A 24,880-nucleotide genomic window follows, 5' to 3' on the forward strand; every position below is an offset into this window, starting at 1 on the left:
CATCGAAAATAATATCGATAACCTGGTTTATCGAAGCTTCAGCAGCAGATCGACTTCCTCTTCGAGCGCGCGGCCATAGGCGCGCGCCGCAGGTGCATTTGTGTGCATCAGCGTCTCGTGGCGGAAGAGGCAATAGGCGGCAAAACACCAGTGATAACCGGTCCGCTCAGCCTTGAACCGCTCCACAATCTTCTGATCCGGGTAGCTTTCAAGGAAGAGCTCTTCGGCATGAGCCACCAGCGGGTGCAGGCCGTAAAGCGTTGCCAGGCCGGGAGAGACAAAACAGGCGATGTCCTCCACCGGATCCCCCAGGCCAGCGAACTGCCAGTCAATGAGCCGGGCTCCAACGCCGGTGGCCTGAATGGTTCCAAGGCAAAGGCTTCGATGCACCAGCGACCGGTGAAGCTTCCCCATGCTCACCAGAGCATCTTCCGGTCGCAGGCGCTTGAGATTGGCCGCCTTGCGGCTGTCCGGAATGAGAGCAAGCATCTCGTCGCCCTTGGCCAGGACTTCATGAAAGCCCGCCGGAAAGACCTGATGCCCCTGGATCGGCTCTTCAAGGGCGGCGAACCGGCCGATCAGCTCGGCGACCTCGGCAACGTCGATTTCATTCTTTTCAGGGCTTGGATAGCCATAGACCAGGACCGGAGTGCCGACCGGACTGGTAGCAAAGAGTTCCAGTTCCGGTGACAGGTCGTGCCGCGCCAGAACAGCAAGTGCATCGGCCTCCTGTGCCGGCAGGGTCGGGAAAAGCGGATTGTCTTCGCTCTCGGGAAAAAACTCCTTGATGACATAGCTGCGGCCCGGCACGTCGAGACGCCAGAACCGGCAGGTATAGGCGACCGGCAATGGCCGCAAATGCGCGGCGCCCCAGTCCCTGACCGGCAGACGCCCCCGCAGAAAACCAAGTAGATCTGTATCCGACAGCTGAGCGTTCACGCCAATCCTCTTTGCCTGTCACCTCTGTCCTGATCGCCTTCACAGCGCATTGCGTCAAGCCAAACTTGCACACCGGGCAGGCTGAAACCCCGCTCTTGGCCGCAATGTCGGAGACGGAGCACTGATGGTCGTTCTGAGACTGCCCGGAAAATTACTTCGCTCCGCTACAGTCAATGACACTGACAGGAATGAGGTCCTGCAAATTTCAGCAGCCGGACCCCGACATTTCAAACCAGCGAACGGACAGGCAGATGGCGGATATCGACACGGCAGTGGTCAGCGAGGCGCAACCGGCCCGGCGCAGCCGTCGGCGCCGCGGCGGCGAAAAGGCAACGCCGGACCTCTTCCCGCAAAAACCGTTCAGACAGCCGCGGCATATCTTCAAGCCTGTCGAAGCGATTTCCGCAGACGAACTGGAATCGATCCACGACGCCTCCATGCGCGTTCTGGAAGAGATCGGCATCGACTTCCTGCACGAGGAAGCAAAGGCAATGCTGAAGGCCGCCGGCGCAGACGTGACACCGGGTCAGGACCGCGTCCGCATGGACCGCGCCCTGGTTGAAGAGCTGATCGCCAAGGCACCCGCCGAGTTCACACTGCACGCCCGCAACAAGAGCCACAATCTTCAGATCGGCGGCGATGCCATCGTCTTTTCCTGTGTTGCCAGCGCGCCCAATGTGGTGGACCGCGACGGCGGACGGCGCCCGGGCAATCAGGAGGATTTCCGGAAGCTTCTGAAGCTGGCCCAGTTCTTCAACATCATTCATACCCCGATCGGCTACCCGGTCGAACCAGTCGACATTCACGCCTCCGTCCGGCACCTCGATTGCATCGCCGATGCGGTCCGGCTGACCGACAAGGCCCTACATCTCTACTCGCTCGGCAAGGAACGCAATCAGGACGGCATCGAGCTGGCCAGGATCGCTCTTGGCCTGACACCGTCGGAGCTGGTGGACACACCGTGCATCGTGACCGTGATCAACACCTCGTCGCCACTGCGTCTCGACACGCCGATGCTGCAGGGCCTGATCGAGATGGCCCGTGCCGGACAGGTGTCCATCGTGACGCCGTTCACGCTCGCAGGTGCCATGGCGCCAGTCACGGTCGCCGGTGCCCTGACGCTTCAAAATGCCGAAGCACTGGCGGGGATTGCCTTTGCCCAGCTGGTGCGTCCGGGCGCGCCAGTTGTCTATGGCGGCTTTACCTCCAATGTCGACATGAAGTCCGGCGCCCCGGCTTTCGGCACACCGGAATACATGAAAGCGGCGCTGGTCAGCGGTCAGCTTGCAAGACGCTACCACCTGCCGTTCCGCTCCTCCGGCGTGTGTGCCGCCAACACGGTCGACTATCAGGCGGCTCTTGAATCGACCCTGTCGGAATGGGGCGCGATCAATGGCGGCGCCAACATCATCAAGCATGCGGCCGGTTGGCTGGAAGGCGGGCTCAGCGCTGGTTTCGAGAAATTCATCACCGATATCGACCTGCTTCAGAAGATCGCCGAATACCTGACGCCGCTGGACGTCTCCGAAGAGAGCCTCGCCCTCGACGCCATTCGGGATGTCGGCCCGGCCGGACACTTCTTCGGCACCGAGCACACCCAGGCCCGTTACAAGGACGCCTTCTACCCGCCAATCGTCTCGGACTGGCGCAATTACGAGACCTGGCAGGAGGCCGGCAGCCCGATCGCCTATGACAAGGCAAACAGGCTCTACAAGGAAGCGCTCAAGGCCTATGAGCAACCGCCCCTCGACCCGGCTGTCGACGAGGAAGTCACCGCCTTTGTCGAAAAGCGCAAGGCCGAGGGCGGCGCACCGACCGATTTCTAGATTTCAACCCTTACATCTTGAGGCCTGCCCGCGATGAACAGGCCACTCCGGAGCGGAATTCATGAAGACCCATACCCAGGTTGTTATCATTGGCGGCGGTGTTGTCGGTTGCAGCGTGCTCTACCACCTGACCAAGCTCGGCTGGAAGGACGTCACGCTTGTGGAGCGCGACGAACTCACCTCCGGCTCCTCCTGGCATGCCGCCGGCGGCTTTCACACGCTCAACGGTGATCCGAATGTCGCCCAGTTGCAGAGCTACACGGTTGATCTCTACAAGGAACTGGAGGAAATCTCCGGCCAGTCCTGCAGCCTGCATCTGACCGGCGGTGTCATGCTCGCCGATACCCCGGAACGCATGGACTTCCTGCGCCTTGCCCAGGCGAAGGGGCGCTATCTTGGCATGGAACTGGAACTGATCTCGGTGGCCGAGGCCAAGACCATGTTCCCGATGCTGGACGAGAAGCATTTCATCGGCGCGCTCTGGGACCCGATCGAAGGTCACCTCGACCCGTCCGGAACCACCCATGCCTATGCAAAGGCCGCCCGTGTCGGCGGCGCCACCGTCTACCGGCACACCAAGGTGGAGGAACTGGTTCAGACGCCGGACGGCACCTGGGATGTCATTACCAACAAGGGCACGATCCATGCAGAGCACGTGGTCAATGCCGGTGGTCTCTGGGCACGTGAATGCGGCCGTATGGTCGGCATCGAACTGCCGGTTCTTGCCATGGAGCACATGTATCTCCTCACCGACGAGATGCCGGAAGTCGTCGCCCACAATGAGGCAACCGGCAAGGAACTGATCGGGGTTCTGGATTTTGGCGGTGAGATCTACACCCGCCAGGAAGGCAAGGGCATGCTGCTCGGCACCTATGAGCAGAACTGCCGCCCATGGTGCCCGCGCGAGACACCCTGGGACTTCGGTCACGAATTGCTCGCCCCGGATCTGGACCGCATCGCACCGGAACTGGAAGTCGGTTTCGAGCATTTCCCGGCGCTGCAAAATGCCGGCATCAAGCAGATCATCAACGGTCCCTTCACCTTCGCCCCGGATGGCAACCCACTTGTCGGTCCGGTACGCGGCCTCAGGAACTACTGGGTCGCCTGCGGTGTCATGGCCGGCTTCAGCCAGGGCGGCGGCGTCGGCCTGACGCTTGCCAACTGGATGGTCAATGGTGATCCCGGTTATGACATCTGGGGCATGGATGTCGCCCGCTATGGCGACTGGGCAACGCTCGCCTATACCAACGCCAAGGTGCAGGAAAACTACCGCCGCCGGTTCCGCATCCGGTTTCCAAACGAGGAACTGCCGGCCGGCCGTCCCCATCAGACCACCCCGCTCTATGACCGCATGCTGCAGCAGGGCGCGGTGATGGGAGACAGCTGGGGCCTGGAAACGCCGCTCTGGTTTGCACCGGAGGGCAGCGAAGCCAAGGACATCTTCTCGTTCCACCGGTCCAACGATTTCGATCCGATCGGCGCCGAATGCCGGGCTGTCCGGGAAAGCGTCGGCATCACCGAGATCGCCAACTTCGCCAAGTACGAGATCAGCGGACCGGGCGCGGAGGATTATCTCTCCAACCTGATGACCAACACCATGCCCAAGGTCGGCCGCATCGTGCTGACCCCGATGTTGAATGAAAACGGCAAGATCATCGGTGACTTCACCATCGCCCGGGCAGCGGACGAAACCTTCTACATGTTCGGTTCGTCCCAGGCCGAGGTCTACCACATGCGCTGGTTCGAGCAGCATTTGCCGGAGGACGGTTCGGTCACGCTCCGGGCCATCAATCTCGGCTGGGTCGGCCTCTCCATTGCCGGGCCGAATGCCCGGAAGGTGCTGGAGAAGGTCACAGGTGACGATGTCTCGAAGGACGCTTTCCGTTTCATGGATTTCCGCGAGATGGACGTTGCCAACGCACCCTGCAAAGTCAACCGGATCAGCTACACCGGCGATCTCGGATACGAGATCTGGATGACACCGGAATATGAACGGCAGGTCTATGAAGCTCTGATGGCAGCCGGCGAGGAGTTCGGCATCCGGAATTTCGGTATGCGGGCTTTGCTGGCGCTGCGACTGGAAAAAAACTTCGGCACCTGGTTCCGCGAGTTCCGCCCGATCTACGGTCCGTATGAAGCCGACCTCGGCCGGTTCGTGAAGCTGGGCAAGAACCGCTTCATCGGCCGCGAGGCTGCCCAGAAGGAGTTCGACGAAGGTCCAAAACGGATGCGCGTCAGTTTCATGGTCGATGCGGGCGATGCCGACGTCATGGGCGACGAGCCGATCTGGCATGGCGGCAAGGTGATCGGCTGGATCACGTCCGGTGGCTATGCCCATTTTGTCGGCCGGTCGCTCGCCCAGGGCTATGTCTCGACCGAGCTCGCCCGGGACTTCGGCGACGGCGCCTTCGAGATCGAAATTCTCGGGGAACGCCGCAAGGCAACCATCAACCCGGAGCCGCTGTTCGACCCGAAGGCGGAACGCATGCGCATGTAAATCCCACCCGGCTCGGGTGGTGCCACAAGGGAGTGCCACAAAGGAGGAGTGTGGGCCTGCATGAATACAGAACATTTCGGCCGCCATCGGCGCAAGATCATGCCTGCACATCTGCCGGCACACCCGGGCGATGCGGCAGGCTACGAGGCGCTGGCCGCCTATGCCACGGAAAAGGCCACGGTGCTGAACCGGCATGTGCTCGGCTATGGCGACCTTGCCGAAAGCGAATGGGCGGCCCTGGGTCTCGCCGCACCGGATCTGGACACCGTGCGCCGCTACCGGCTGGAGCGCATCCGCGGACAGCTTGAGCGTTTCGACCTCTCCGCCGCGATCCTCTGCGATCCGCTCAACGTGCGCTACGCAACCGACGCCACCAACATGCAGGTCTGGTCGATGCACAACGCCGTGCGCTACACGTTCGTGGCGCTGGAAGGACCGGTCGTCGCTTTCGACTTTCACAATTGCGAACATCTGTCGGCGCACAACTACCTTGTCGACGAAATCCGGCATGGTGTGCCCTGGTTCTATTTTGAATCCGGCCCGCGCTCCGAGGAGCTTGCCCAAAGATGGGCGGACGAGCTTGCCGATCTGGTCAAGCTCCATGGCGGCGGCAATCACCGGATTGCTCTGGACAAGGCCCGGCGCGAAGGCGTGGCAGCGCTCGAGGGCCATGGCATCACCATCCATGACGGCGAAGAGGTGATGGAACTTGCCCGCGCGATCAAATGTCCGGACGAGATCAGGGCCATGCGCCGCTCGATCGCGGCCTGTGAAGCGGCCATGAAGGAAATGGAAGCGGCCCTTCGACCAGGCATGACCGAATGGGATCTCTGGTCCATGCTACACGCCGGCAACATCCGCCGCGGCGGCGAATGGATCGAAACCCATCTGCTGGCGTCCGGTCCGCGTACCAATCCCTGGTTCCAGGAGGCCTCCGCCAGGGTCATCAACGCCGGCGAGCTGGTCGCCTTCGACACGGACCTCGTCGGGCCCTACGGCATGTGTTGCGACATTTCCCGCACCTGGCTATGTGGCGACGGCCTGCCCACCAACGAACAGCGGTCGCTCTACCAGATGGCGGTCGACCAGATCGAGGCCAATATCGAGATGCTGGCCCCGGGTCGCAGTTTCCGAGAACTGTCCCACAAAGCGACGAGCCTGCCGGAAGACTATCTCGCCAACCGGTATTCCGTGCTGTTCCACGGCGTTGGCCTCTGTGATGAATATCCGGCAGTACCCTACCCGGCCGACTGGGCCGCAGGTGGCTATGACGGTTTTCTGGAGCCAGGCATGGTGGTCTGTGTGGAAAGCTATGTCGGCCGCCATGGCGGCCAGGAAGGGGTCAAGCTGGAAGACCAGCTGCTGATCACCGAAACTGGTTACGACCGCCTGAGCACCTATCCCTGGGATGCACGGCTCATGGGCCAGGCTGTTTAGGACCTCTTTCCCCCTGCTTCGTCAGGACATGGCTCGACCATGGCCTCCAACCCGCTGCCTAGCGAAACTGGCTTTACCTTGTCATCCCGGTCTTGCCGCAAAGCGGCAAGACCGGGATCCGGTAGACACAGAACCAGGCGGGTTCCCTCATTCAGGGACCCACAGTGTACTGGGTCCCGGCTCGCGCTTCGCTTGGCCGGGATGACAACGGAAAGTTTTGAAACCGCCTGCGTCACCCGAAGAATTATCATCCCGAAGCTCCACACCTGAGCGCCTTTGCAGGGTTCAGTTGGATGCACAGCTGAGGGGCCGGAATGCAGTAAGGGGCGACCCGTCACCAAATCCCGGTTCGTCATGCCATGGCTCGACCATGGCATCCATGCCGCTACAGCGCGAAACTGGCCTTACCTTGTCATCCCGGTTTGCCGCACAGCGGCAAGACCGGGATCCAGTAGGCACTGAGCCAGGCAAGTTCCGTCATTCAGGGAGCCGGGAGTACTGGGTCCCGGATCTCCGCTTCGCTTCGTCCGGGATGACAAACAGCAGGCGCAGAGCGTCGGGACGCACGAATACCGCTCGCCCATCGTTTCTTCATCATCCCATGGCTTGACCATGGGACCCATGCCATAGGCTCTCCGCGAACAGCGCTGCGCTTGAAGCGACGGAACGGCATGGATTGCAGGGCCCTGCCCTGCAATGACGAAAATGGATAAGCCGTGCGGGGGTCTTGCAATGTCCTCCCGCGAAAGCGGGGACCAAGGACACTCCCATGGCTGCCGCAATGCGCTCATCTGCCTGCCCGGAGTCCTGCCCCCCGGATCTGCGCCGCGCTTGTCCGGGGTGACAATCGAGAGCTATCGGGAAAGCCTATTTCAGACGAAGGATCTTGGCGCCAAGGCTGCGCACATAGTCGCTTTGCGTAACAACGACCACGTTGGTTTCGTTGACTTCGGTCTGTTTCAACTCAAGTGGGGTTTTACCGCCCGGATTGACGACCACCTTGCGGGTCGGCGGCAGACCGCGGAACACCAGCACGCCGGCTTCCTTGGTGACGATGGCCCCATAGGGCTCGTCATGCAGGATGCGCGTGGTATCGCCTGCAAGGGCTGCACCGCTTGCCATCAGGCTGAGGCCGGTTGCAGCCAGCAGGGTTTTGCAGATGGTTTTCATGACGCGTCTCGCTGTTAACGGTTCATTTACCATGAATCGTAACCGCTCGTTAACTTTTGCGCCAGTCACCAGCTGCCAACCATCCCCGGAAAGCCAAAACATGGTTAACACGTCAAGGACACGAGGCGGCACCACAAGGCCCCGGACCAGAGACCGGGACCTTGCAGATCTCTAGCGAAGGTGTTTCATGCCGCCATCTTCGGATGGGTCTCGACACCGTTCTCGACGAAATCCGCATTGGCTGCGAGCAGGCCGGCGAGGTTCTTGCGGAACTGGGATTTCATCAGCGGGATCATCAGCCGCCCAAGCAAACCAAACTTGGGCGTGAAGCTGAAACGCATGGTGACACGGCTTTCAATGGCTGAAAGAGCCTCGAAATCGAGTGTCACCCTTGCTTGCTTGAGCGGGACATTCGCTTCGAAGATGTCGACCACAATATGCTCTTCGGGCTGATAGCCGATGATCCGCTCTTTCAGAAACGTCTTGCCGTCGACATGCTTGCACACCCGCTCGGCACCGAGGCCGGTTGCCGTACTCCTGGGCAGCAACGGTGATTGGTTGATCACCGGATTGAACCGGTAGATTTCGTCAAACCGGTCCCAGCTCCGCCAGAGCTCGGCGAGCGGTGCCTTGACGGTCTGCGCCACAACAAGTTCGGCCATGATGTTTTCCTCCTCAGTGAACGTCAAAGACGGCGCAACCAGTCGGCAATCCCCTGGCCGATGACATGCGGATGATCTTCCTGCAGGAAATGCGTGCCCGCCCCGACGAAGCGAACTTCCAGGTTCGGCACATTCGCTGCGAGATAGTCGACGACGGGTTTCGGAGCGATCGCCCCCGGCTCGCCAAAAAACATCAGCTTCGGGATCTGGCTGGACAGCAGCCAAGCCCCATTTTCCGTCACTTCCTGAACCACATCGGCCGGCTTTCCGGCAATCGGCACTTCGCGTGGCCAGGCCAGAACCGGCTTCCGGCTTGCCGGCGTCGGAAACGGCTTGCGATAGGCGTCCATCTCAGCCTTCGTCATTTCGCGCATGACACCGAGACTGGGCAGCACTTCCTCAACGAAGAAGTTCTTTTGCAGCACCAGCTCTGCGCCTTCGTCGGTGTGCATCAAACGAAAGAAGTCCGCGATCGGCTCCGGCATCGCTTCGTAGGACGGTGCCGGCATGGCGGGCGGCACGATGGCTTCCATGAAGACAAGACCGGCGATCCGTTCCGGATTGCGCCGCGCGTAGCGCATGCCAAGCGCCGAGCCCCAGTCATGCACCACCAGGATCGCGTTCTTCAAATCCAGCTGATCCAGAAAAGCATCAAGATAGGCCGCATGGTCGGCAAAAGTGTAGTCAATGTCCGGCTTGCCGCTGTCGCCCATGCCGATCAGATCCGGCGCGATGGCCCGGTGGCCTTCCGGCAGATGCGGAATGATGTTGCGCCAGAGATAGGACGACGTCGGGTTGCCATGCAGGTAGACGACAGGCTGTCCATCGCCTTCGTCGACATAGCTGATCGTCGACCCCTTCACCGAAGCCTGCTTCTTGGTGAAAGGGAAGTCCGGTGAAATCGGAACGCCGTAGGGTGCGTTCGCTGCGGCATCAGGCGTCTGGGCCCGAGCGGCTGCCGAGGGCGCGAGCGTTGCTGCGGCGGCGCCTGCCACGACGCCTTTCAGCAATCCGCGCCGGTTCGTTTCAAGGTCAGAACTTTTGGTCATCATCAATCCATCACACAATCAATTGGAGCCGGCGGACCTCCGCCTTTCCCCAAGGTGGTGGATTGATTTTCACTAAGGAATACGCTCATTCTGGCCGGAGTGGATAAAAAACAATCCACCCACCCAAACCTTTGAGCTGCAACGGTATCTGTCATGAAACAGACCCTCGACTGGGATCACCTGCGCATTTTTCTAATCGCCATGCGCACCGGCAGTTTTCGCAAGGCGGCGGAAAAACTCGGCGTCAATCACGGCACCGTCCACCGAGCGGTCTCCGCGCTTGAACGGGATCTCGGCACCCGCATTTTCGACCGAACGACAGGCGGATTACAGCTGACCGCATCAGGAGAAAGCCTGATCGAGCCTGCTGAGGACATGGAAATGCAGGTCAGCAGCATCGCCCGCAAGCTGTCCGGTCTGGATCTCAAACCCTCCGGCGTCATCCGCCTGAGCCTGCCGCCCGCGCTGTCACATGGCCTTCTGGCCGACATGTTGTGTGGATTTGCAGAAGCCTATCCGGAGATCTCGGTTCACACGATCGCCACCAACCGGATCTCGAACCTGAGCCGCCACGAAGCGGATGTTTCCCTGCGCGTTGCCCGCGAAGTCGATGAGGACGTCTATGGGCGCAAGCTGGTGACATTCGTCCAGGCTGTCTACGCCGCCCCTGCCTATTTGGAGCGCCATCCGGAACTCGCTCGCTCCCGCGGAGAAGGGGCACACTGGATCGCCTGGAGCGAACATCAGGACTGGGTAGCCACGAGCCCGTTTCCGAAAGCCGCCGTGCGCCATGTCCTGCCCGAAGTTTCCATGCAGATCGAAGCAGCCGCGCACGGCCTGGGTCTCATCAAGGTGCCGGCCTTTGCCGGTGATGCCGACCCCCGCATTGTCCGCATACCGGGAATTCCGGTTCAGAGCGGCTATGACATCTGGATCCTCTACCACGGCGACTTGAGGCGCGTTGCCAGGGTCCGGGCCTTTGCCGATTTCACCAAGGACTATTTCTCTCAGAAGAAGGCCGTGTTCACGCGCTGACCGTCAGGCGGTCATGCCATAGCCAAGTTCCTTGAAACACTCCTCGACATGCTGGGCAAAGGCATGGGTTGCCTTGCCGGCCTTGGCGCGCTCGCGCATGACAATGTGATAGTCGCCGATTTCCGGAAGCCCGTGACGCTCGTCCAGCACCTGAAGCGGGGTTTCAATCACGCTTGCCGGAAAGGGCGCGACCGCGAGATCGGCCAGAAGGGCCGCTTCCTGTCCGGCGCTGTGAAAACTCGTATAGGAAATCCGGTAGGGCTTCTGGGCATCGTCGAGCGCGATCCGCGCAGCCCGGCGCCAGGGGCAGCCGGGCGTTGAGACCGCAAGGGGCAAGGGATCGCGCTCATAGGCGATGCCGCCTTCAAGGCCGACCCAGACCAGCGGCTCGGTGAAAACGATCTCGCCGCCCTTGGCGAGACCGGTATCCGGCCGGGCCGTAAAGAGGGCAAGGTCCAGTTCCCCCTTCCGGATCTTTTCATCCAGCACCGGACTGCCATCCAGATGCACATCGACATTCACACCGGGATGAGAGCGTGCGAAACGCGACAGGATATTGGGCAGAAATCGCGTCCCGAAATCGGACGGCGCCCCGAATCTCACCTCGCCTTCAACGGCCGGCGACAGGAACAGACCGACCGCTTCTTCGTTCAGCATCAGGATCCGGCGGGCATATCCCAAAAGCGCTTCGCCTTCAGGAGTTAAGCGCACCGTGCGACCCTCCCTTGCAAAGACTGCAAGTCCCAGGATGGTTTCCAGTTTCTTAATCTGCATGGAGACGGCCGATGGCGTTCGCCCAACCAGCTCGGAAGCCTTTGTAAAACTTGACGTTTCCGCAATCACTACAAAGGTTCGGTAGAGTTCGAGATCGATCAGCGGAATGCCTGTTCCCGGCAATTTTTGCATCTGAAGGGGCCTCCGGCGCTCAGTTCAAAAAAATTGAACCAATAGATGAATACTATTCGATTGATTGAAAGGCAAGAAACGCACATATAAGGGGCAAGCGGCCTGAAATTAAAGCAGTGGACCGCAGTTTTACTCACAATCGAACAATCAGGATTGGGAACGCCATGACCTATCTTGCACAAGCACTCGGCACCAACCTCATGGGTGTTGTCTCCGGCCATTCCGCTGCAGAACTGGCCCGCATGAACCAGGCGCTGCGCCTGCGTGAAACCGCAACAGTCCGGAAAACCGGTCGCTGAACCGGATCAGCTGGCCGTCAGGCCAGCTCCGGATATCCCAGCGCAGCCGCCTGGCTTTCCATGGCCAGGATACCGGAATAGTCGCTGACATTGAGTTTTGAAAAGCCGCGAATGCCCAGGCGCTCGCGGCTTTTTGCCGTTTCAGGCCCTGTCAGAACCTCTCCAACCGTGTCCGCAATCAAATCCGCTTCAGCATCGGAGAAGCGAAGCGATGTAATGAACGGCAGGCCGGGCACGCTCGCCGTCTGCCCGATTGCGCGCAAGGAAGCTGTCAGTTCGGGAAGTTCCTGGCGGGCGAGTGACCAGCAGACCGCATCGATACAGGCAACATCCGCCTCACCGGCTGCGACGGCTTTCATCGACCCGAGATGGCTGCCGCTTTGCACGAGATCGGAAAAGAACACGCGGCCGGATGTCAGCTGCGCCACCGCATGCCGAAAGGCATTCATGCCGGACTGGCTGTCCGATCCGTTAAAGACCGCCCGCCGCCCGCGCAACTCATCCAGGCTTTGAAACCGGCTGTCACTGTGCACCACAAGATGGCTGCAATACCGCGGACCGTCACAGCCCTCGGCATCATAAACCGGCGCGCCCAGCACCCGTACCCTGCCGTCCAGCGCGTGGCTCAATGGATAACCGCAGGTCTGGGTCAGCAGCAGATCCGGATGCCGCCAGACCGCTTCAAGATCATCGGTCACCGGCCAGGCCCGCAGATCTCCGGGAGCCAGCCCCAGAACGCCGGAAAGCGCGCCTTGCAGCGCGCTTTCAAGTTCCGCCGTGGCATCCCGCACTTCCGGCCAGTCATACATCGGCAGCCGGACTTGCAAAAAGGGACTATCCGTCAAGACGCCACCCTTTCCGGTACGTTGCCCGCCTGAGCCGGCGTGTGCCTGAGCGGGTGGGCCACAGGTTCTTTCACTTTGAAGAAATACCGCGTCGCCAGAGCGAAATAGCTCGCGAAGACATAACCTTCATTGCGTTTCTGCCAGTCGTCCCGATTGCTGCGATAGATCCCCGGCAGCTTGTACCAGGCCGTTCTCGGATTGGCATGGTGGACGACATGCAGGTTGTTGTTCAGGAACAGAAGTGAAAACAGCGGGCAGAACTCCACGATGATCGACCGGGCTTCGGCATTTTCGTGGGCCCGGTGTTCGGCAAAGGTGCGCAGCATCAACAGGCTCATGGCCGGATAGGCGACGGTCAGAAGATAGAACCAGAGCGGCATGCCGCCAACAAGTGTCACGAAGAGCACCACCGGCACCGCGCCGGCTATGTGGTGCAACCAGGCCCGCATGACCACACGGTCTCCGGCCAGCATCATCCGGATTTCCGCTCCCAGAAAACCGACCATGGACACCGCCGGACCGATCAACAGACGCCCGAGCAGGGAATTGTTGAGCGTCAGGACGAATTTGATCGGCCGTGGCAGGCTCTGCCAGTCGCGCCATGCCAGATAGAAACTTTCCGGATCATCGTAAGGATCAGTGAGGCGGTCATTGTTGTGATGACGCAGATGCAGCGACTTGAACCGGCGATAGGGAATCCAGAGACCGAGCGAGCAATAGACGAGCGCCTCGTTGACCGCCGGATTGCGGGTCGGGTGCCCATGCAGCACTTCATGTTGCAGGGAGGATTGCAGCGTTACCGTGAGCACGGCCAAGGGACAAACCACCCAGGGGCCAAGTTCGCCGTATAATCCAATCAACAGCATCCAAGTTGCCGACGTGGCCAATATCAGCGCCAGCGTCGGCCATTCGCAGAAGTTTGCGCGCAGCACGAAAGTCTCCAAATTGTTGAAATAGCGGTAAAAACCGAGAACGCCTCCACTATGCGGAAGAGAATCTCAGGCTTCAATTTGAGACTTGGGAACAAATTCTGCACAGGTTACCAAATTCACCATATTGGTGACAAAGTTAAATAGTTGAAGAAAATTATCTTCATTCTCGTAGTTTTTCTAACCGCCATGGCCGGATCTGAACACCGAGTGGCGGTTTTAACGGTAGACAAAGACCGGCGCGTCTTTTGTTCTTGGACCAAAAGTCAAAAGGAAACCTGCAATGGCTGCACCAAACGCCTCCCCTGCCCGCTATGACGTCATCATCATCGGTGCCGGTATCATTGGCTGCGCCGTTGCCCTGTCCCTTTCTCGCAAGGGTTACAAGACCCTGAATGTCGATGCCCTGCCGGCAGCCGGCTATGGATCGACCTCTTCCTCTGCCGCCGTCATCCGGACCTATTATTCCACGCTCGACGGCACCGCGATGGCCCTGGAAGGCTATCATGACTGGAAAGCCTGGCAGCAGACGATCGGGGCCGATACCGAGGAAGGCCTTGCACGCTTTGTTGAAACCGGCACGCTGGTCATGAAGACGGCCGCGGACAATTATCAGAAACACGTGCTGGAACATGCCGACCGGCTTGGCATTCCCTACGAACACTGGGGGGCGGAGAAAATCCAGGAAGAGCTGCCCGGTTATGACCTTACCTGCTATGCACCTGCCAAGACCATGGAGGACGACGACTTCGGCACGCCAACTGGCGGCGTGCTTGACGGCGGGGTCTATTTTCCCTGGAGCGGTTATGTGGACGACCCGCAGATCGCCGCACGAAACCTCAAGGACGCTGCTGCACGCCTGGGCGCGGAGTTCCGCTTCAACACCAGGGTCACGGCCATTCCCGTCCAGGACAACCGGGTAACCGGTGTCTCGTGCGCAGACGGAACGCATGTTCCGGGCGGTATCGTGATCAATGTCGCCGGGCCGCATTCCGGCAAGGTGAACGCGCTGCTTGAAGGCGATCCCGGCATCAGGATCGGCCATCGCCCGCTACGGCAGGAAGTGGTGCAGATCAAGCCACCGGAACGCCTCGGTTATTCCCGGGAAGGACTGATTGTCTCCGACAACGACATTGCGGTCTATGTCAAACCCGGCAGCGGCGGCCAGCTGATGATCGGCAGCCAGAACCCGGCCTGCGACGTCCATATCGAGGAAAACCCGGACAACTTTGCGCGCGACCTCACCGATCGCGCGCTGGCCTATGCCTATCGCTATTCGCAGCGCCTGCCCGAGCTTGGCGTTTCGCAGCATCCGGTCGGCATTGCCGATCTTTATGATGCCACCGACGACTGGCTGCCGGTCTATGACCGCACCGATGTCGACGGCTATTACCTGGCCATCGGCACCAGCGGCAACCAGTTCAAGAACGCGCCGGTTGCAGGCCGCCTGATGACCGATCTCATCTCCTACTGCGAAGACGGCGGCGACCAGGACAACGCGCCCTTGCAGTTCCGTCTCAGCCATGTCGACCATGCCCTCAACACGGCGACCTTCTCCAGAAAGCGGGAATTGACGAAAGAAAGTTCCTTCTCCGTGCTGGGGTGACCCGACCGCCGGGAACCGGAAATCCACCGTGGTCGAATCGCACATTTCAGGGTAAGCAACCGGGTCTGATCCCGAAGGAGCTTCTCCGTGGCCTGGTCCCCGCAACAAGATGACGCCCTGCAGCAAACCGCCGACTGGCTGAAGCGCGGCGACCGTCAGGTGTTCCGCCTGTTTGGCTACGCAGGCACCGGCAAGACCACGCTTGCACGTCATCTCGCCGAAGGCATCGACGGGGACGTGTGCTTTGGTGCTTTCACTGGCAAGGCAGCCCATGTTCTGCGCCAGAAGGGCTGTGAGGATGCCGGGACGATCCATTCGCTGATCTACCGTCCGCGCTCCGCCAAGGAGGAAGAAGAGCTCGATGACGATGAGGAGGACAGCGGACCGCAATTCGCCATCAAGCGCGACAGCGCAGCGGCCACGGCGAGCCTGATCGTCATCGACGAATGTTCGATGGTCGACGAAGAGCTCGGCAAGGATCTTCTGTCCTTCGGCACGCCGGTGCTTGTCCTGGGCGACCCTGCCCAGTTGCCACCGGTCAAGGGCGGAGGCTATTTTACCGAAGCCGAACCGGATGTGATGCTGACCGAGGTTCACCGGCAGGCTCAGGACAATCCGATCGTGCGCATGTCCATGACCATCCGGGACGGCGGCCAGCTCGATTATGGCGTCTTTGGCGAGAGCAAGGTCATTCACCGGCGCGAGATCGACAAGGACCAGATCCTGGACGCCGACCAGGTGCTGGTCGGAACCAACAAGACCCGCCGGCTCTATAACGGACGCATCCGGGAGCTGAAGGAATTCGACACGCCGATGCCGGCTGTCGGTGACAAACTCGTCTGCCTGCGCAATGACAAGACCAAGGGATTGCTCAATGGCGGTCTCTGGACGGTCAAGCGGCTACGACCGCCGCGTGGCAACACGCTTCGTTTCGATGTTGTGTCGGAGGACGAACTTTCGCGGACGGCCGTGAAGGTAAAGGTGCTGCCGGCCATGTTCGAGGATGGCGCCGAGGCCATACCCTATACCATCCGGCGCAAGGCCGACGAATTCGACTACGGTTATGCGCTCACCGTGCACAAGGCCCAGGGCTCACAATGGGACAGCGTCGTCCTGTTCGACGAAAGCTGGGCGTTTCGCGAACACAAGAGCCGCTGGCTCTATACGGCCGTCACCCGGGCGGCCGAGCGGATTACTGTCGTAAGATAGGCGAATTCAAGGCGCTGTCGGAAAACCCGGCCAGCTCGTCCCGCACCGGCAGGGATTGCAGGCCGGTCTCGACAAAGGTCTTCAGCTCGGGCTCGCTGATGCCACTGCGGCCAAGAAGCGCGATTGCCGAAAACTGTCCGTCGAGGAAGGTCGCCGCGCGGTCGATATCCGCGTCATCGCGAAGCTCACCAGCGTCTGCGGCTTTCAGCAAGCGGTCCCGGATCGCGTTGAACCGCGACTCGCGCAAGCCGGTGACCACCTCCTGGTGACGTTCCGGTCCGTAGGTGCAGTCCACCAGCGCATTGACCAGGAAACAGCCCGCCGGCGTGTTCCGGTCGAGCGTCAGGTCGGCAATGGCGCCGAGGAAATCGCGGAAGTCGCTGACAACATCCTTGCTTGCAAGGTTCAGCCTGGCAAAGACCGGTCCGCCATAGGTTTCGAAGTAATGGAGCAGCGCCTTTTCAAACAGCGCTTCCTTGTCGCCAAAGGCTGCATAGAGGCCTGGCTTGGCCATTCCGGAGGCTTCCGCCAGATCGCTCATGGAGGTGCCCGAATAGCCGTTCTGCCAGAAGGCCACCATCACGGAATGAAGCGCGTCCTTGGTACTCACTTTTCTCGGTCGGCCACGGGCCATCGGTCTGTCCTCCCTATAACAAACCGTCCGCCCAAGTCCTGCGGGTGCCCACTTACCCGGCGCCTGAGCTACGCCGCCATCGCGGCTCGGATCTGCATGATGCGAAATCAAACACGGTATTTTGTCAAAAGGATAGCGTGTCCTTTTGAACGCAGAATACGCATTTTATTGCAGCACGTACACAAAAACGGCAGATTCAACCCATAAGCGCGTACCAAATTGCATGCGGTTGTGCAATTCAGACGATCCGGTTTCAGGTCGGGTTTGAGAACGGAAGAAAACCTTACTGAATCGAGCGATTTCCGAAATGATGGTGGAAGGAGCCCTCTGGTCTCTTTTCCACCCGATTGAGGCGGCTTATCTTCGCGGCTCGGATTTTCAGTAGCGAAAGCACCTTCGTAAATGGCAAGTGTTCCCACCTCTGACACCACCCTTCCTGCCACCAAGGCACCTGCCGGCGCCGAAACGGCGCTGCGCATCGCACACCGGATAGCGAACGAAATCGGCTGCAAGGCCGGTCAGGTCAACGCCACCGTTCAGATGCTCGATGAAGGTTCGACCGTGCCCTTCATCGCCCGCTACCGCAAGGAAGCCACCGGCGGCCTGGATGACAGCCAGCTGCGCAAACTGGAAGAGCGCCTGATCTACCTTCGGGAGCTTGAGGACAGACGCGTTGCCATTACAAAGTCGATCGAAGAGCAGGGCAAGCTCACCGACGATCTGACGAACAGCATACAGGCCGCAGAGACCAAGTCCCAGCTGGAAGACATCTATCTGCCGTTCAAGAAAAAGCGCCGCACGAAAGCCCAGATCGCCCGCGAGGCCGGCCTGGAACCACTGGCGGACCTGCTCCTGTCCGATCCCTCAAGGGACCCGGAAACGGAAGCGAAGGCCTTTTTCGATGACGGCAAGGGCATTGCCGACACCAAGGCGGCTCTCGACGGGGCCCGCCAGATCCTGATGGAACGCTTTGCCGAGAACGCCGAGCTGGTCGGCCGGCTGCGCCGTCATGTCGAGGAGCGCGGCGTCGTGCAGTCGAAACTGATTGACGGCATGGCCGACAAGGGCGCCAAATTCACCGACTATTTCGACTATTCGGAAAAATGGTCGAAGATCCCCAGCCACCGGGCGCTTGCCCTCTTTCGTGGACGCAACGAAGGCATTCTCTCCGTCGACCTGACGGTCGATGACGATGACGTTTCACCGGTGCTCCCGGCCGTCAGGATGGTCGCCGACACATACGGGATAGCCGATCGTGGCCGGCCGGCAGACAAGTGGCTGATGGAAGCGGCCCGCTTTGCCTGGAAGGTGAAACTCGCGCTTCATCTGGAACTCGACCTGATGGGGGTCTTGCGAGACAAGGCCGAAGAAGAGGCAATCCAGGTCTTTGCCCGCAACCTCAAGGACCTTCTGCTCGCCGCTCCGGCCGGCGCCAGGGCGACGCTTGGCCTTGACCCGGGCATTCGCACGGGTGTCAAGGTGGCCGTGGTCGACGAAACCGGCAAGCTTGTCGACACAGCAACCATCTATCCGTTTCAGCCGCGGAACGATTTGACCGGTTCCAGGGCAACGCTCATGGCACTGATCGCCAAGCACAAGGTCGGCCTGATCGCCATCGGCAACGGCACGGCCAGCCGCGAGACCGATAAACTGGCCGGCGATGTACTCTCAGACATTCCGTCCGCTCAGCGCCCGGTGAAGGTGATCGTCAACGAGGCCGGTGCCTCGGTCTATTCCGCATCCGAACTGGCGGCAAGGGAAATGCCGGATATCGATGTCTCCCTGCGCGGCGCAGCGTCGATTGCCCGGCGTCTGCAGGATCCACTGGCCGAACTGGTCAAGATCGAACCGAAATCCATCGGCGTCGGCCAGTATCAGCACGACGTCAACCAGAGCAAGCTTGCCCGCGCGCTGGATGCCGTTGTCGAAGACGCGGTGAACGCCGTCGGCGTCGATCTCAACACCGCTTCCCCGGCCCTGCTGTCGCGCATCTCCGGTCTTTCCGACAGCCTTGCCAAGGCGGTCGTCGAACACCGGGACTCCATCGGCCGCTTCGAAAAGCGCTCGCAGCTGAAGGACGTGCCACGTCTCGGCGCCAAGGCCTTTGAACTCTGCGCAGGTTTCCTGCGCATCACCGACGGCAAGGAACCGCTGGACGCCTCCTCTGTGCACCCGGAGGCCTACCCGCTGGCCAAGCGCATCGTGAAAGCCTGCGGCCGGGACCTGCGCCAGATCATGGGCGACGCTTCACTTCTGAGCGGCCTCGACCCGGCTGAATTCACCGACGACACTTTCGGCCTGCCGACGGTGAAGGATATCCTGTCGGAACTGGAAAAGCCCGGCCGTGACCCGCGCCCGGAATTCAAGACGGCGGCGCTCCAGGACGGTGTCGAGGAGATCAAGGACCTGAAACCCGGCATGAAGCTGGAAGGCACGGTCACCAACGTCACCAATTTCGGCGCCTTTGTCGATGTCGGCGTACACCAGGACGGGCTGGTGCATGTCTCGCAGCTCGCAGACCGTTTCGTCGACGACCCGCACAAGATCGTCAAGGCCGGAGACATCGTCAAGGTGACCATCCTGGAGGTGGACGTGCCGCGCAAGCGCATTTCCATGACCATGAAATCCCAGGCCGACTACCAGGGTCAGCGCGAACGGGGCCAGCAGGATCGCGGTGGCCGCGGACCGGGCGGTCCGGGAAGCAAGGGCCCGGGTGGACGTGGTCCCGGCGGCTCGGGACCGCGTGGCGGCAAGGGCGAGGCGCCAAAAGGATCCGGTGGCGATGGCGGCAACAATGCCATGGCGGCAGCCCTGGCCGCGGCCATGAACAAGAAGCGGAAGTGACCTAGGAAAAAACGTCCGCATCCACGGCGGGAAGCTCACCGCGTTCCCGCAGATCTTTCAGATAAGTGTTGGCTGTGATCACCATGAACACAGCCTCCGCAAGCAGGCCGATAAGGTTTGACAGAAGAAGACTGACGAGACTGAATGAACTGATATGCCCGGAGGGTGTCACCGGCAGGGTCTCGGGGCCGGTCAGATAGACACTTGCGGCCAGCGCAGCTTCAAAAATGAGAATCGGCAGAAAAACGCCGATGATCCTTGGCAGCAGATAACCGGATTGACGCACTCCCCTGAAGACAGCTTCCTGCAGGCGAAGAAGCCTTGCCGGCAACACCGTTCCACACAGAACGGGTGGAAAAAGAATCAGCAAAAGGGCGCACAGGAGGTACCCCAGCAGCAGCAGCGGGTTTTCTTCAGCTTGCGCAATCAGCGGGTCAAATACCCACTCCAGAAAATGGAGACCGGCGAAACCGGCAACATAGAGCAACAGCACGTGCCAGGGCGCATAGCCGGCGAACAAACGCCAACCTTGCCGTTCCCTTGGGATGCCGAGCAACCGGCAGAGAAAGAAGAAATTGAACACCGCCCCGACAATTGCAATTGCGGCAAGTGTTTCCCAGCTGTCTTCATACCAGGTATCAACGATCGAAATCGCGCTGTAGACCACAAAATACGCCAGAGCGAGGTTTCGGAGTGCAAACAACGTTTCGAACGTTTGCCCAAACAGTCCCTTGTCGCGGTTCAAGTCACCACCATGAAATTGATAATTTTGCCAATAATCACCTTTTGCACCTGTTTGCAAACAGGTAGTGCCGGCCCGGCATCACTTGACCGGACGTGACCGCTCTACCCGTTCTCTCAAACGGTGTTGAGCCACGTTGAACCTGGTGTTGCAGCGTTTGGAGCAGAATTTCTGGCGCCCCGCCTTGGTTTGATCCTGGAAGATTTCCTCGCACGGAGCGGACTGGCAGACCCGAATGCGGTCCGGCGCATGTTTTGCAAGAGCCAGGAAGCCGAGCGTGCTCCAGGCTTCCAGGCGCTGAACCACAGGGATGTTCCGGTCGATCTGCAGAACTGGCGCGCCGTCTTCCGATAGGGACATTGTCCAGGTCACCTCCGGTATCCCCGCAAGTTGCGCCTGCTGCGATCCCGGGAGGCGCTCACCTTCTGCTGCCGCCTTGAACGCTGCCCGCAATTGGTCCCGGTGTGTGACGAGAGCCGATCCGATCTCTTCCGTAACCTCACCTTCCTCAAGATACCCGCCGAGGAACCGCGCCGTCTTCTCGTGATCCACCAGCAGGTCCACTGGCTCTCGCATCGGATCGAAGGTGTTCACGAAGTCAATCGCGAAGGCCGCCGCTTCACCCAGCCCATCCATTGTAAGCAATATTTTCATTTTATCTGATTACCAACCATGCTCATCCATGCTAGTAAGCGCCATTATACAAAAAGGCGCTTACAAATGAACCCTTGCAATCAGTCTCTATTCCGCATGACAGTCGCCATGGCAGCATCCGGCCTCGGCATCACGCTGATGAAGATCGCCCTGCCGACACTGTCTGGCACACTTGGCTGTTCCCCGGCGAAGGTTGGGCTGGTTGCCGGCGCCATTGCCGCGGCGTGGCCGCTCTTCGGCCTGACGGCCGGCTGGGTCCTGGACAGGTTCGGCAGGATCGCCGGTTTCTGGTCCGGTCTGTTTGCAGCGGGCTTTGCTGCAGCCGCCTTGCTGAGTCTGGCGGGACAGGACGCCAGCCCGGTCCTGCTCCTGTGCGGCCTTGGCCTCCTGGTCGGCATCGGCGAAGTGCTGACAGAGACTGCGGGCCAGACCATCTTGCCGGATCTGGTTGACCGAGACCGCTTTCATGACGGCAACAGTCTGCTGCAAGGGGTGAAAACTGTTTTCGCCACGCTCCTGGCACCGCTGCTGATTGCACTTCTCCTGGGTATCAGTCCCTTCTCGGTGTTCCTCGTGGCTTTTGTTGCGGTCGCGGTCAGCTTCCTGGCCCTGCCGAAACCGCAGCGCATGACGCGTTCCGGACAGAAAGGCTTCGCCGGTTTTCTGGAAGGCGCGCATCTCTTGTGGGCCAGCCCGGATCAGCGAGGGCTGACACTTCTTCTCGCGCTGATGTCCGTTTCCTGGGGGGCCTGGATGACCTTGATCGTGCCCTATGCGCTGTCCGAGAATTTCCTGAACATCGGCACTGCCGGCATTGGTTATGTCATGACGGCCATGGGCTGCGGCTCACTCCTGGGCGCTACCTGCTATCGCTGGCTGCGGAGCCGTCTGGGTGATGGCAGAACCCGTCTCCTGGACCCGGTCGCAACTCTCATATTCGTGCTGGTGCCGGCAGCCGGTTTCGGGCTCTGGCCTGTCCTGGCCACTTCTTTCCTTGCCGGCATCGGCGGCGTGACCTGGGCCATTTCCATTGCCACCCATCAGCAATCGACCATCCCGGCGAGCTCACTCGGGCGCGTGGTCGCCGCCTATCGCTGGATCGGCTGGAGTGGATTTTTCATTGGGGCCAGCTTAAGCGGTTTTGTCGCCAATCTCGTCGGATTGCAATTGGCGTTTCTGGTATTTGCTGCGCCGGCAATGGCTGCACTGCTTATCTTTGTGTTTTCAAAACAGGGGTTCCGGCAAGTCGCAGAAGCCAATGAGCTGCGTTTCTAAACCAACCCAAGTGTCTGGAGCGTACCCGCTCAATCCGGGGCAAATCACCTTCACGAGAACACTTCAACGTCCTTTGAAATCAATTCCCCCTGGGCGCGCAAGTCTCTCAGATAGGCTTCGCAAACAACCACCGAAAGCACCGCCAACGCCAACATATCAATGCAACGCACACCCAGGTGAATAAGCGATCCCGGCAGATCGAAACCATCCTCGGAAGACACAGGTGCGGGATTGATCGCGAACCCTTCCGCTAGAAACTGAACGGCCACAGCTAACAGGTTCAACGCGACCACTCCAACCAAAAGACGTGGAAATTGATACCGGAACTGACGCCACCCCCGGCGCAAGGCTTCACTTATGCCAGCCTGTGTTCCCACAAGCTTTGAGGGGAGTGCTGTGCCAAATCCCAGCAACAGAAGGAGATAACTTGTCACCATGATGGGCAGAAGCAGCACAAGCGTGCCTTCCAGGGGCGTCAACAGAGATGACATTGCGTAGATCACGCCGAAAACGGCAGCAAAACTGATCAGATAGAACGGCATGAAGATGAGCAACACGTAACGGGCGGTAAATTGCCAAACGCTTTTCCTCGTTTCGGCTGAAGTACGCTCAATCCCGAGCAGGAACAGGCAATACACATAAAGCAAACCTGCTTCAGCAAAGGCCTCGCCAATTGTCAGACCGGTTTCAAGTGAAAACCCGGTGTCTTCGGCCTCCCGGGACTGGAGAACACCAATCAGGAAAACGAAGCAGAGATAAGCCAGCGTCATGCCACGACTGGCGACGATTGCTGCGACTGCACGCGAAATCGTGCTCTTCGTTTCTGTCATTTGGCCTGTCTCATTCCTGTCAGTCTTGGCGGTATCGGACACTTTCAAGAGGAATGCAAACGCCACACCCAACAGGTTGTTTCCACAAGGCTCGACCACGCGCGGCTTTGCTTTTAAGCTTTTCTAAAATCAGCTGATGCGAGGCTAAGGGCATGACGGAGGAACGCCCCGACAAGGACTGGCCGAAACAGGACATCGAGTCCGGCACACTGGGTGCGCTTGCGCATTTATACCGCGCAGAAGTGTTCCGCAGCACCCATTGGCGCACCCGCCTCGACAACACCACCAACTGGGCCGTGGTCACCACCGGCATTGCCCTGTCGGCCACCTTCTCCAACAAGGACGCCTCGCCGCTTCCGATGGTGCTGGTCGGACTGCTCGTGACCGTCTTCCTGATTTTCGAGGCGCGGCGGTACCGCTACTACAACATGTTCCGGGCCCGGGCCCGTCTCATGGAGTCGGATCTTTACGCACCGATCCTCAACGGACGGAAAGTGCCGTGGTCCGGCGCGTGGAGCAGGATGCTCGCCGATGACTACGAGATGCCGCATTACCATATCAGCCTGGTACGGGCCGCCGGACGGCGGCTCCGCTCCAACTATTCCTGGATTCTCGCCATCCAGGCCGTTGCCTATTACGGCAAGATTGCCATCCACCCCGAGCCGCTGATCAGTCTTTCCCAGGCGTTTGAACGCGCGTCCATCGGCCCCATTCCCGGTGCACTTGTCATGCTTGCCGGTCTGGTCTTTCACCTGAGCTGGGTGATCTTTGCCTTTGTCACGCTGCGCCTCGACCAGGCCTATCGCGAACAGCGCAAGTCCCCCATGCAGGGGATTTGAGACAAGAGCTGCCGAAAAACGAAGGAAGGTAGCTTGGCGAGAGGCGCCGAGCCGTGGTAAAGCCGCGTCCGTTCAACTCGGAGATTTTATGTCCTGACTTCTCGGGCGCCCGTCGGCGCCCCTCGCAAAGCCGCTTCCTGCATCCGGGATGCCTTTGCCGTACTGGAAGAACAACACCCGATCATGCCTCATGATCGGAACAGGACAATAGTATCCAAAATGATCAGACCCTATGTCAGCGAAGACGCTGACCGGATCCTTCGCGTCTGGCGCACAGCCAGCGAATTCGCCCATCCGTTCTTGAGCGATGCGTTTCACGACATGGCGGCCAGCGCTATCCGGGACACCTATCTACCGCAGGCGGAAACCTATGTCGTCGAGGTCGAGGGAACCCCTGTCGGCTTCATCTCGCTTTTGGACAATCACATCGGCGGACTGTTTCTTGACCCGCAGTTCCATGGACGCGGCCTCGGCCGTGCCCTGGTAGACCATGCGGTCAGGCAGAAAGGTCCGCTCACGGTGGAAGTCTTCCGGGAAAACCGGATCGGACGCCGGTTCTACGACGCCTACGGCTTTGTTGAAACCGATGCCTATTTCCACGACCTGTCCCGGCAGATCAGCGTGAAGATGGCAATGAAACCCTGAGCCAGAAG

The 24,880-nt window shown here is 60.1% G+C and carries 22 protein-coding genes; 11 read left to right on the forward strand and 11 right to left on the reverse strand.

Translation table 11 applies throughout. The annotated features are described in order from the left end of the window. Window positions 1–27 precede the first annotated feature (27 nt). Entirely contained in the window at window positions 28–939 is a 912-nt protein-coding gene (locus CHH27_RS15465; protein ID WP_094072389.1) for a phosphotransferase, read from the reverse strand. 251 nt (window positions 940–1,190) lie between these two features. On the opposite strand from CHH27_RS15465, the gene CHH27_RS15470 reads away from it, so the two are divergent. The 3 genes from CHH27_RS15470 (at window position 1,191) to CHH27_RS15480 (ending at window position 6,699) form a co-directional block, all read left to right on the forward strand. Next, window positions 1,191–2,765, forward strand: coding sequence for a trimethylamine methyltransferase family protein (locus CHH27_RS15470; RefSeq protein ID WP_094074783.1), 1,575 nt, complete (start codon window positions 1,191–1,193; stop codon window positions 2,763–2,765). A 61-nt stretch (window positions 2,766–2,826) separates the two neighbouring features. Next, complete coding sequence (locus CHH27_RS15475; RefSeq protein WP_094072390.1) at window positions 2,827–5,262, forward strand: FAD-dependent oxidoreductase; 2,436 nt, start codon at window positions 2,827–2,829, stop codon at window positions 5,260–5,262. 60 nt (window positions 5,263–5,322) lie between these two features. Further along, entirely contained in the window at window positions 5,323–6,699 is a 1,377-nt protein-coding gene (locus CHH27_RS15480; protein WP_094072391.1) for a Xaa-Pro peptidase family protein, read from the forward strand. 867 nt (window positions 6,700–7,566) lie between these two features. On the opposite strand, the gene CHH27_RS15485 is transcribed toward CHH27_RS15480, so the two are convergent. From CHH27_RS15485 to CHH27_RS15495, 3 genes are all read right to left on the reverse strand, one after another. Further along, window positions 7,567–7,869: a hypothetical protein gene (locus CHH27_RS15485; RefSeq protein WP_094072392.1), complete on the reverse strand. Its 303-nt coding sequence runs from the start codon at window positions 7,867–7,869 to the stop codon at window positions 7,567–7,569. Between the two features lie 185 nt (window positions 7,870–8,054). After that, window positions 8,055–8,531 (reverse strand): SRPBCC family protein, encoded by a 477-nt coding sequence (locus tag CHH27_RS15490; RefSeq protein WP_157738948.1) that lies wholly within the window; start codon window positions 8,529–8,531, stop codon window positions 8,055–8,057. 23 nt (window positions 8,532–8,554) lie between these two features. Then, window positions 8,555–9,580 carry a haloalkane dehalogenase gene (locus CHH27_RS15495; RefSeq protein ID WP_094074784.1) on the reverse strand — a complete coding sequence of 342 codons (1,026 nt, stop codon included), beginning with the start codon at window positions 9,578–9,580 and terminating at the stop codon, window positions 8,555–8,557. A gap of 153 nt (window positions 9,581–9,733) precedes the next feature. On the opposite strand from CHH27_RS15495, the gene CHH27_RS15500 reads away from it, so the two are divergent. Beyond that, window positions 9,734–10,615, forward strand: coding sequence for a LysR family transcriptional regulator (locus CHH27_RS15500; protein WP_094072394.1), 882 nt, complete (start codon window positions 9,734–9,736; stop codon window positions 10,613–10,615). 3 nt (window positions 10,616–10,618) lie between these two features. Here CHH27_RS15500 and CHH27_RS15505 read toward each other — a convergent pair whose 3' ends face one another. Further along, window positions 10,619–11,521, reverse strand: a complete 903-nt coding sequence (locus CHH27_RS15505; RefSeq protein WP_094072395.1) for a LysR family transcriptional regulator — start codon at window positions 11,519–11,521, stop codon at window positions 10,619–10,621. 164 nt (window positions 11,522–11,685) lie between these two features. Here CHH27_RS15505 and CHH27_RS28525 point away from each other — a divergent pair, with 164 nt between their 5' ends. Then, window positions 11,686–11,820, forward strand: coding sequence for a hypothetical protein (locus CHH27_RS28525; RefSeq protein WP_256386388.1), 135 nt, complete (start codon window positions 11,686–11,688; stop codon window positions 11,818–11,820). Window positions 11,821–11,837: 17 nt separating this feature from the next. On the opposite strand, the gene CHH27_RS15510 is transcribed toward CHH27_RS28525, so the two are convergent. Continuing rightward, on the reverse strand, window positions 11,838–12,665 hold the full coding sequence (locus CHH27_RS15510) for a phosphate/phosphite/phosphonate ABC transporter substrate-binding protein (protein WP_208988243.1): 828 nt from the start codon (window positions 12,663–12,665) through the stop codon (window positions 11,838–11,840). After that, window positions 12,662–13,597: a fatty acid desaturase gene (locus CHH27_RS15515; RefSeq protein ID WP_094074785.1), complete on the reverse strand. Its 936-nt coding sequence runs from the start codon at window positions 13,595–13,597 to the stop codon at window positions 12,662–12,664. Before CHH27_RS15515 ends, CHH27_RS15510 begins: the two co-directional genes overlap by 4 nt. A gap of 280 nt (window positions 13,598–13,877) precedes the next feature. Here CHH27_RS15515 and CHH27_RS15520 point away from each other — a divergent pair, with 280 nt between their 5' ends. Both CHH27_RS15520 and CHH27_RS15525 read left to right on the forward strand, forming a co-directional pair. Further along, window positions 13,878–15,200: an FAD-binding oxidoreductase gene (locus tag CHH27_RS15520; protein WP_094072397.1), complete on the forward strand. Its 1,323-nt coding sequence runs from the start codon at window positions 13,878–13,880 to the stop codon at window positions 15,198–15,200. A gap of 87 nt (window positions 15,201–15,287) precedes the next feature. Further along, the gene (locus CHH27_RS15525; RefSeq protein WP_094072398.1) at window positions 15,288–16,409 is read left to right on the forward strand and encodes an ATP-dependent RecD-like DNA helicase; all 1,122 of its coding nucleotides are present in this window, start codon (window positions 15,288–15,290) and stop codon (window positions 16,407–16,409) included. On the opposite strand, the gene CHH27_RS15530 is transcribed toward CHH27_RS15525, so the two are convergent. Continuing rightward, window positions 16,393–17,043 (reverse strand): TetR/AcrR family transcriptional regulator, encoded by a 651-nt coding sequence (locus CHH27_RS15530; protein ID WP_094072399.1) that lies wholly within the window; start codon window positions 17,041–17,043, stop codon window positions 16,393–16,395. The two genes, CHH27_RS15525 and CHH27_RS15530, sit on opposite strands and share 17 nt — an antisense overlap. A gap of 402 nt (window positions 17,044–17,445) precedes the next feature. On the opposite strand from CHH27_RS15530, the gene CHH27_RS15535 reads away from it, so the two are divergent. Next, window positions 17,446–19,887 carry a Tex family protein gene (locus CHH27_RS15535; RefSeq protein ID WP_094072400.1) on the forward strand — a complete coding sequence of 814 codons (2,442 nt, stop codon included), beginning with the start codon at window positions 17,446–17,448 and terminating at the stop codon, window positions 19,885–19,887. 1 nt (window position 19,888) lies between these two features. Here CHH27_RS15535 and CHH27_RS15540 read toward each other — a convergent pair whose 3' ends face one another. Together CHH27_RS15540 and CHH27_RS15545 are read right to left on the reverse strand one after the other, a co-directional pair. After that, window positions 19,889–20,689, reverse strand: a complete 801-nt coding sequence (locus CHH27_RS15540; RefSeq protein ID WP_157738949.1) for a hypothetical protein — start codon at window positions 20,687–20,689, stop codon at window positions 19,889–19,891. A 21-nt stretch (window positions 20,690–20,710) separates the two neighbouring features. Then, complete coding sequence (locus CHH27_RS15545) at window positions 20,711–21,283, reverse strand: CGNR zinc finger domain-containing protein (protein ID WP_094072402.1); 573 nt, start codon at window positions 21,281–21,283, stop codon at window positions 20,711–20,713. A gap of 66 nt (window positions 21,284–21,349) precedes the next feature. Here CHH27_RS15545 and CHH27_RS15550 point away from each other — a divergent pair, with 66 nt between their 5' ends. Then, entirely contained in the window at window positions 21,350–22,558 is a 1,209-nt protein-coding gene (locus tag CHH27_RS15550; RefSeq protein ID WP_157738950.1) for an MFS transporter, read from the forward strand. A gap of 50 nt (window positions 22,559–22,608) precedes the next feature. Here the strand turns inward: CHH27_RS15550 and CHH27_RS15555 are convergent, their stop codons facing one another. Beyond that, window positions 22,609–23,388 (reverse strand): hypothetical protein, encoded by a 780-nt coding sequence (locus CHH27_RS15555; protein WP_157738951.1) that lies wholly within the window; start codon window positions 23,386–23,388, stop codon window positions 22,609–22,611. A gap of 152 nt (window positions 23,389–23,540) precedes the next feature. On the opposite strand from CHH27_RS15555, the gene CHH27_RS15560 reads away from it, so the two are divergent. Next, a complete protein-coding gene (locus tag CHH27_RS15560) occupies window positions 23,541–24,227 on the forward strand; it encodes a DUF2270 domain-containing protein (protein WP_094072405.1) in 687 nt (228 codons plus the stop codon). A gap of 219 nt (window positions 24,228–24,446) precedes the next feature. Beyond that, on the forward strand, window positions 24,447–24,872 hold the full coding sequence (locus tag CHH27_RS15565) for a GNAT family N-acetyltransferase (RefSeq protein ID WP_094072406.1): 426 nt from the start codon (window positions 24,447–24,449) through the stop codon (window positions 24,870–24,872). The last annotated feature ends 8 nt before the right edge of the window (window positions 24,873–24,880 follow it).

The sequence above is a fragment of the Labrenzia sp. VG12 genome, from assembly GCF_002237595.1.
In the GTDB taxonomy this organism is placed as follows: Bacteria; Pseudomonadota; Alphaproteobacteria; order Rhizobiales; family Stappiaceae; genus Roseibium.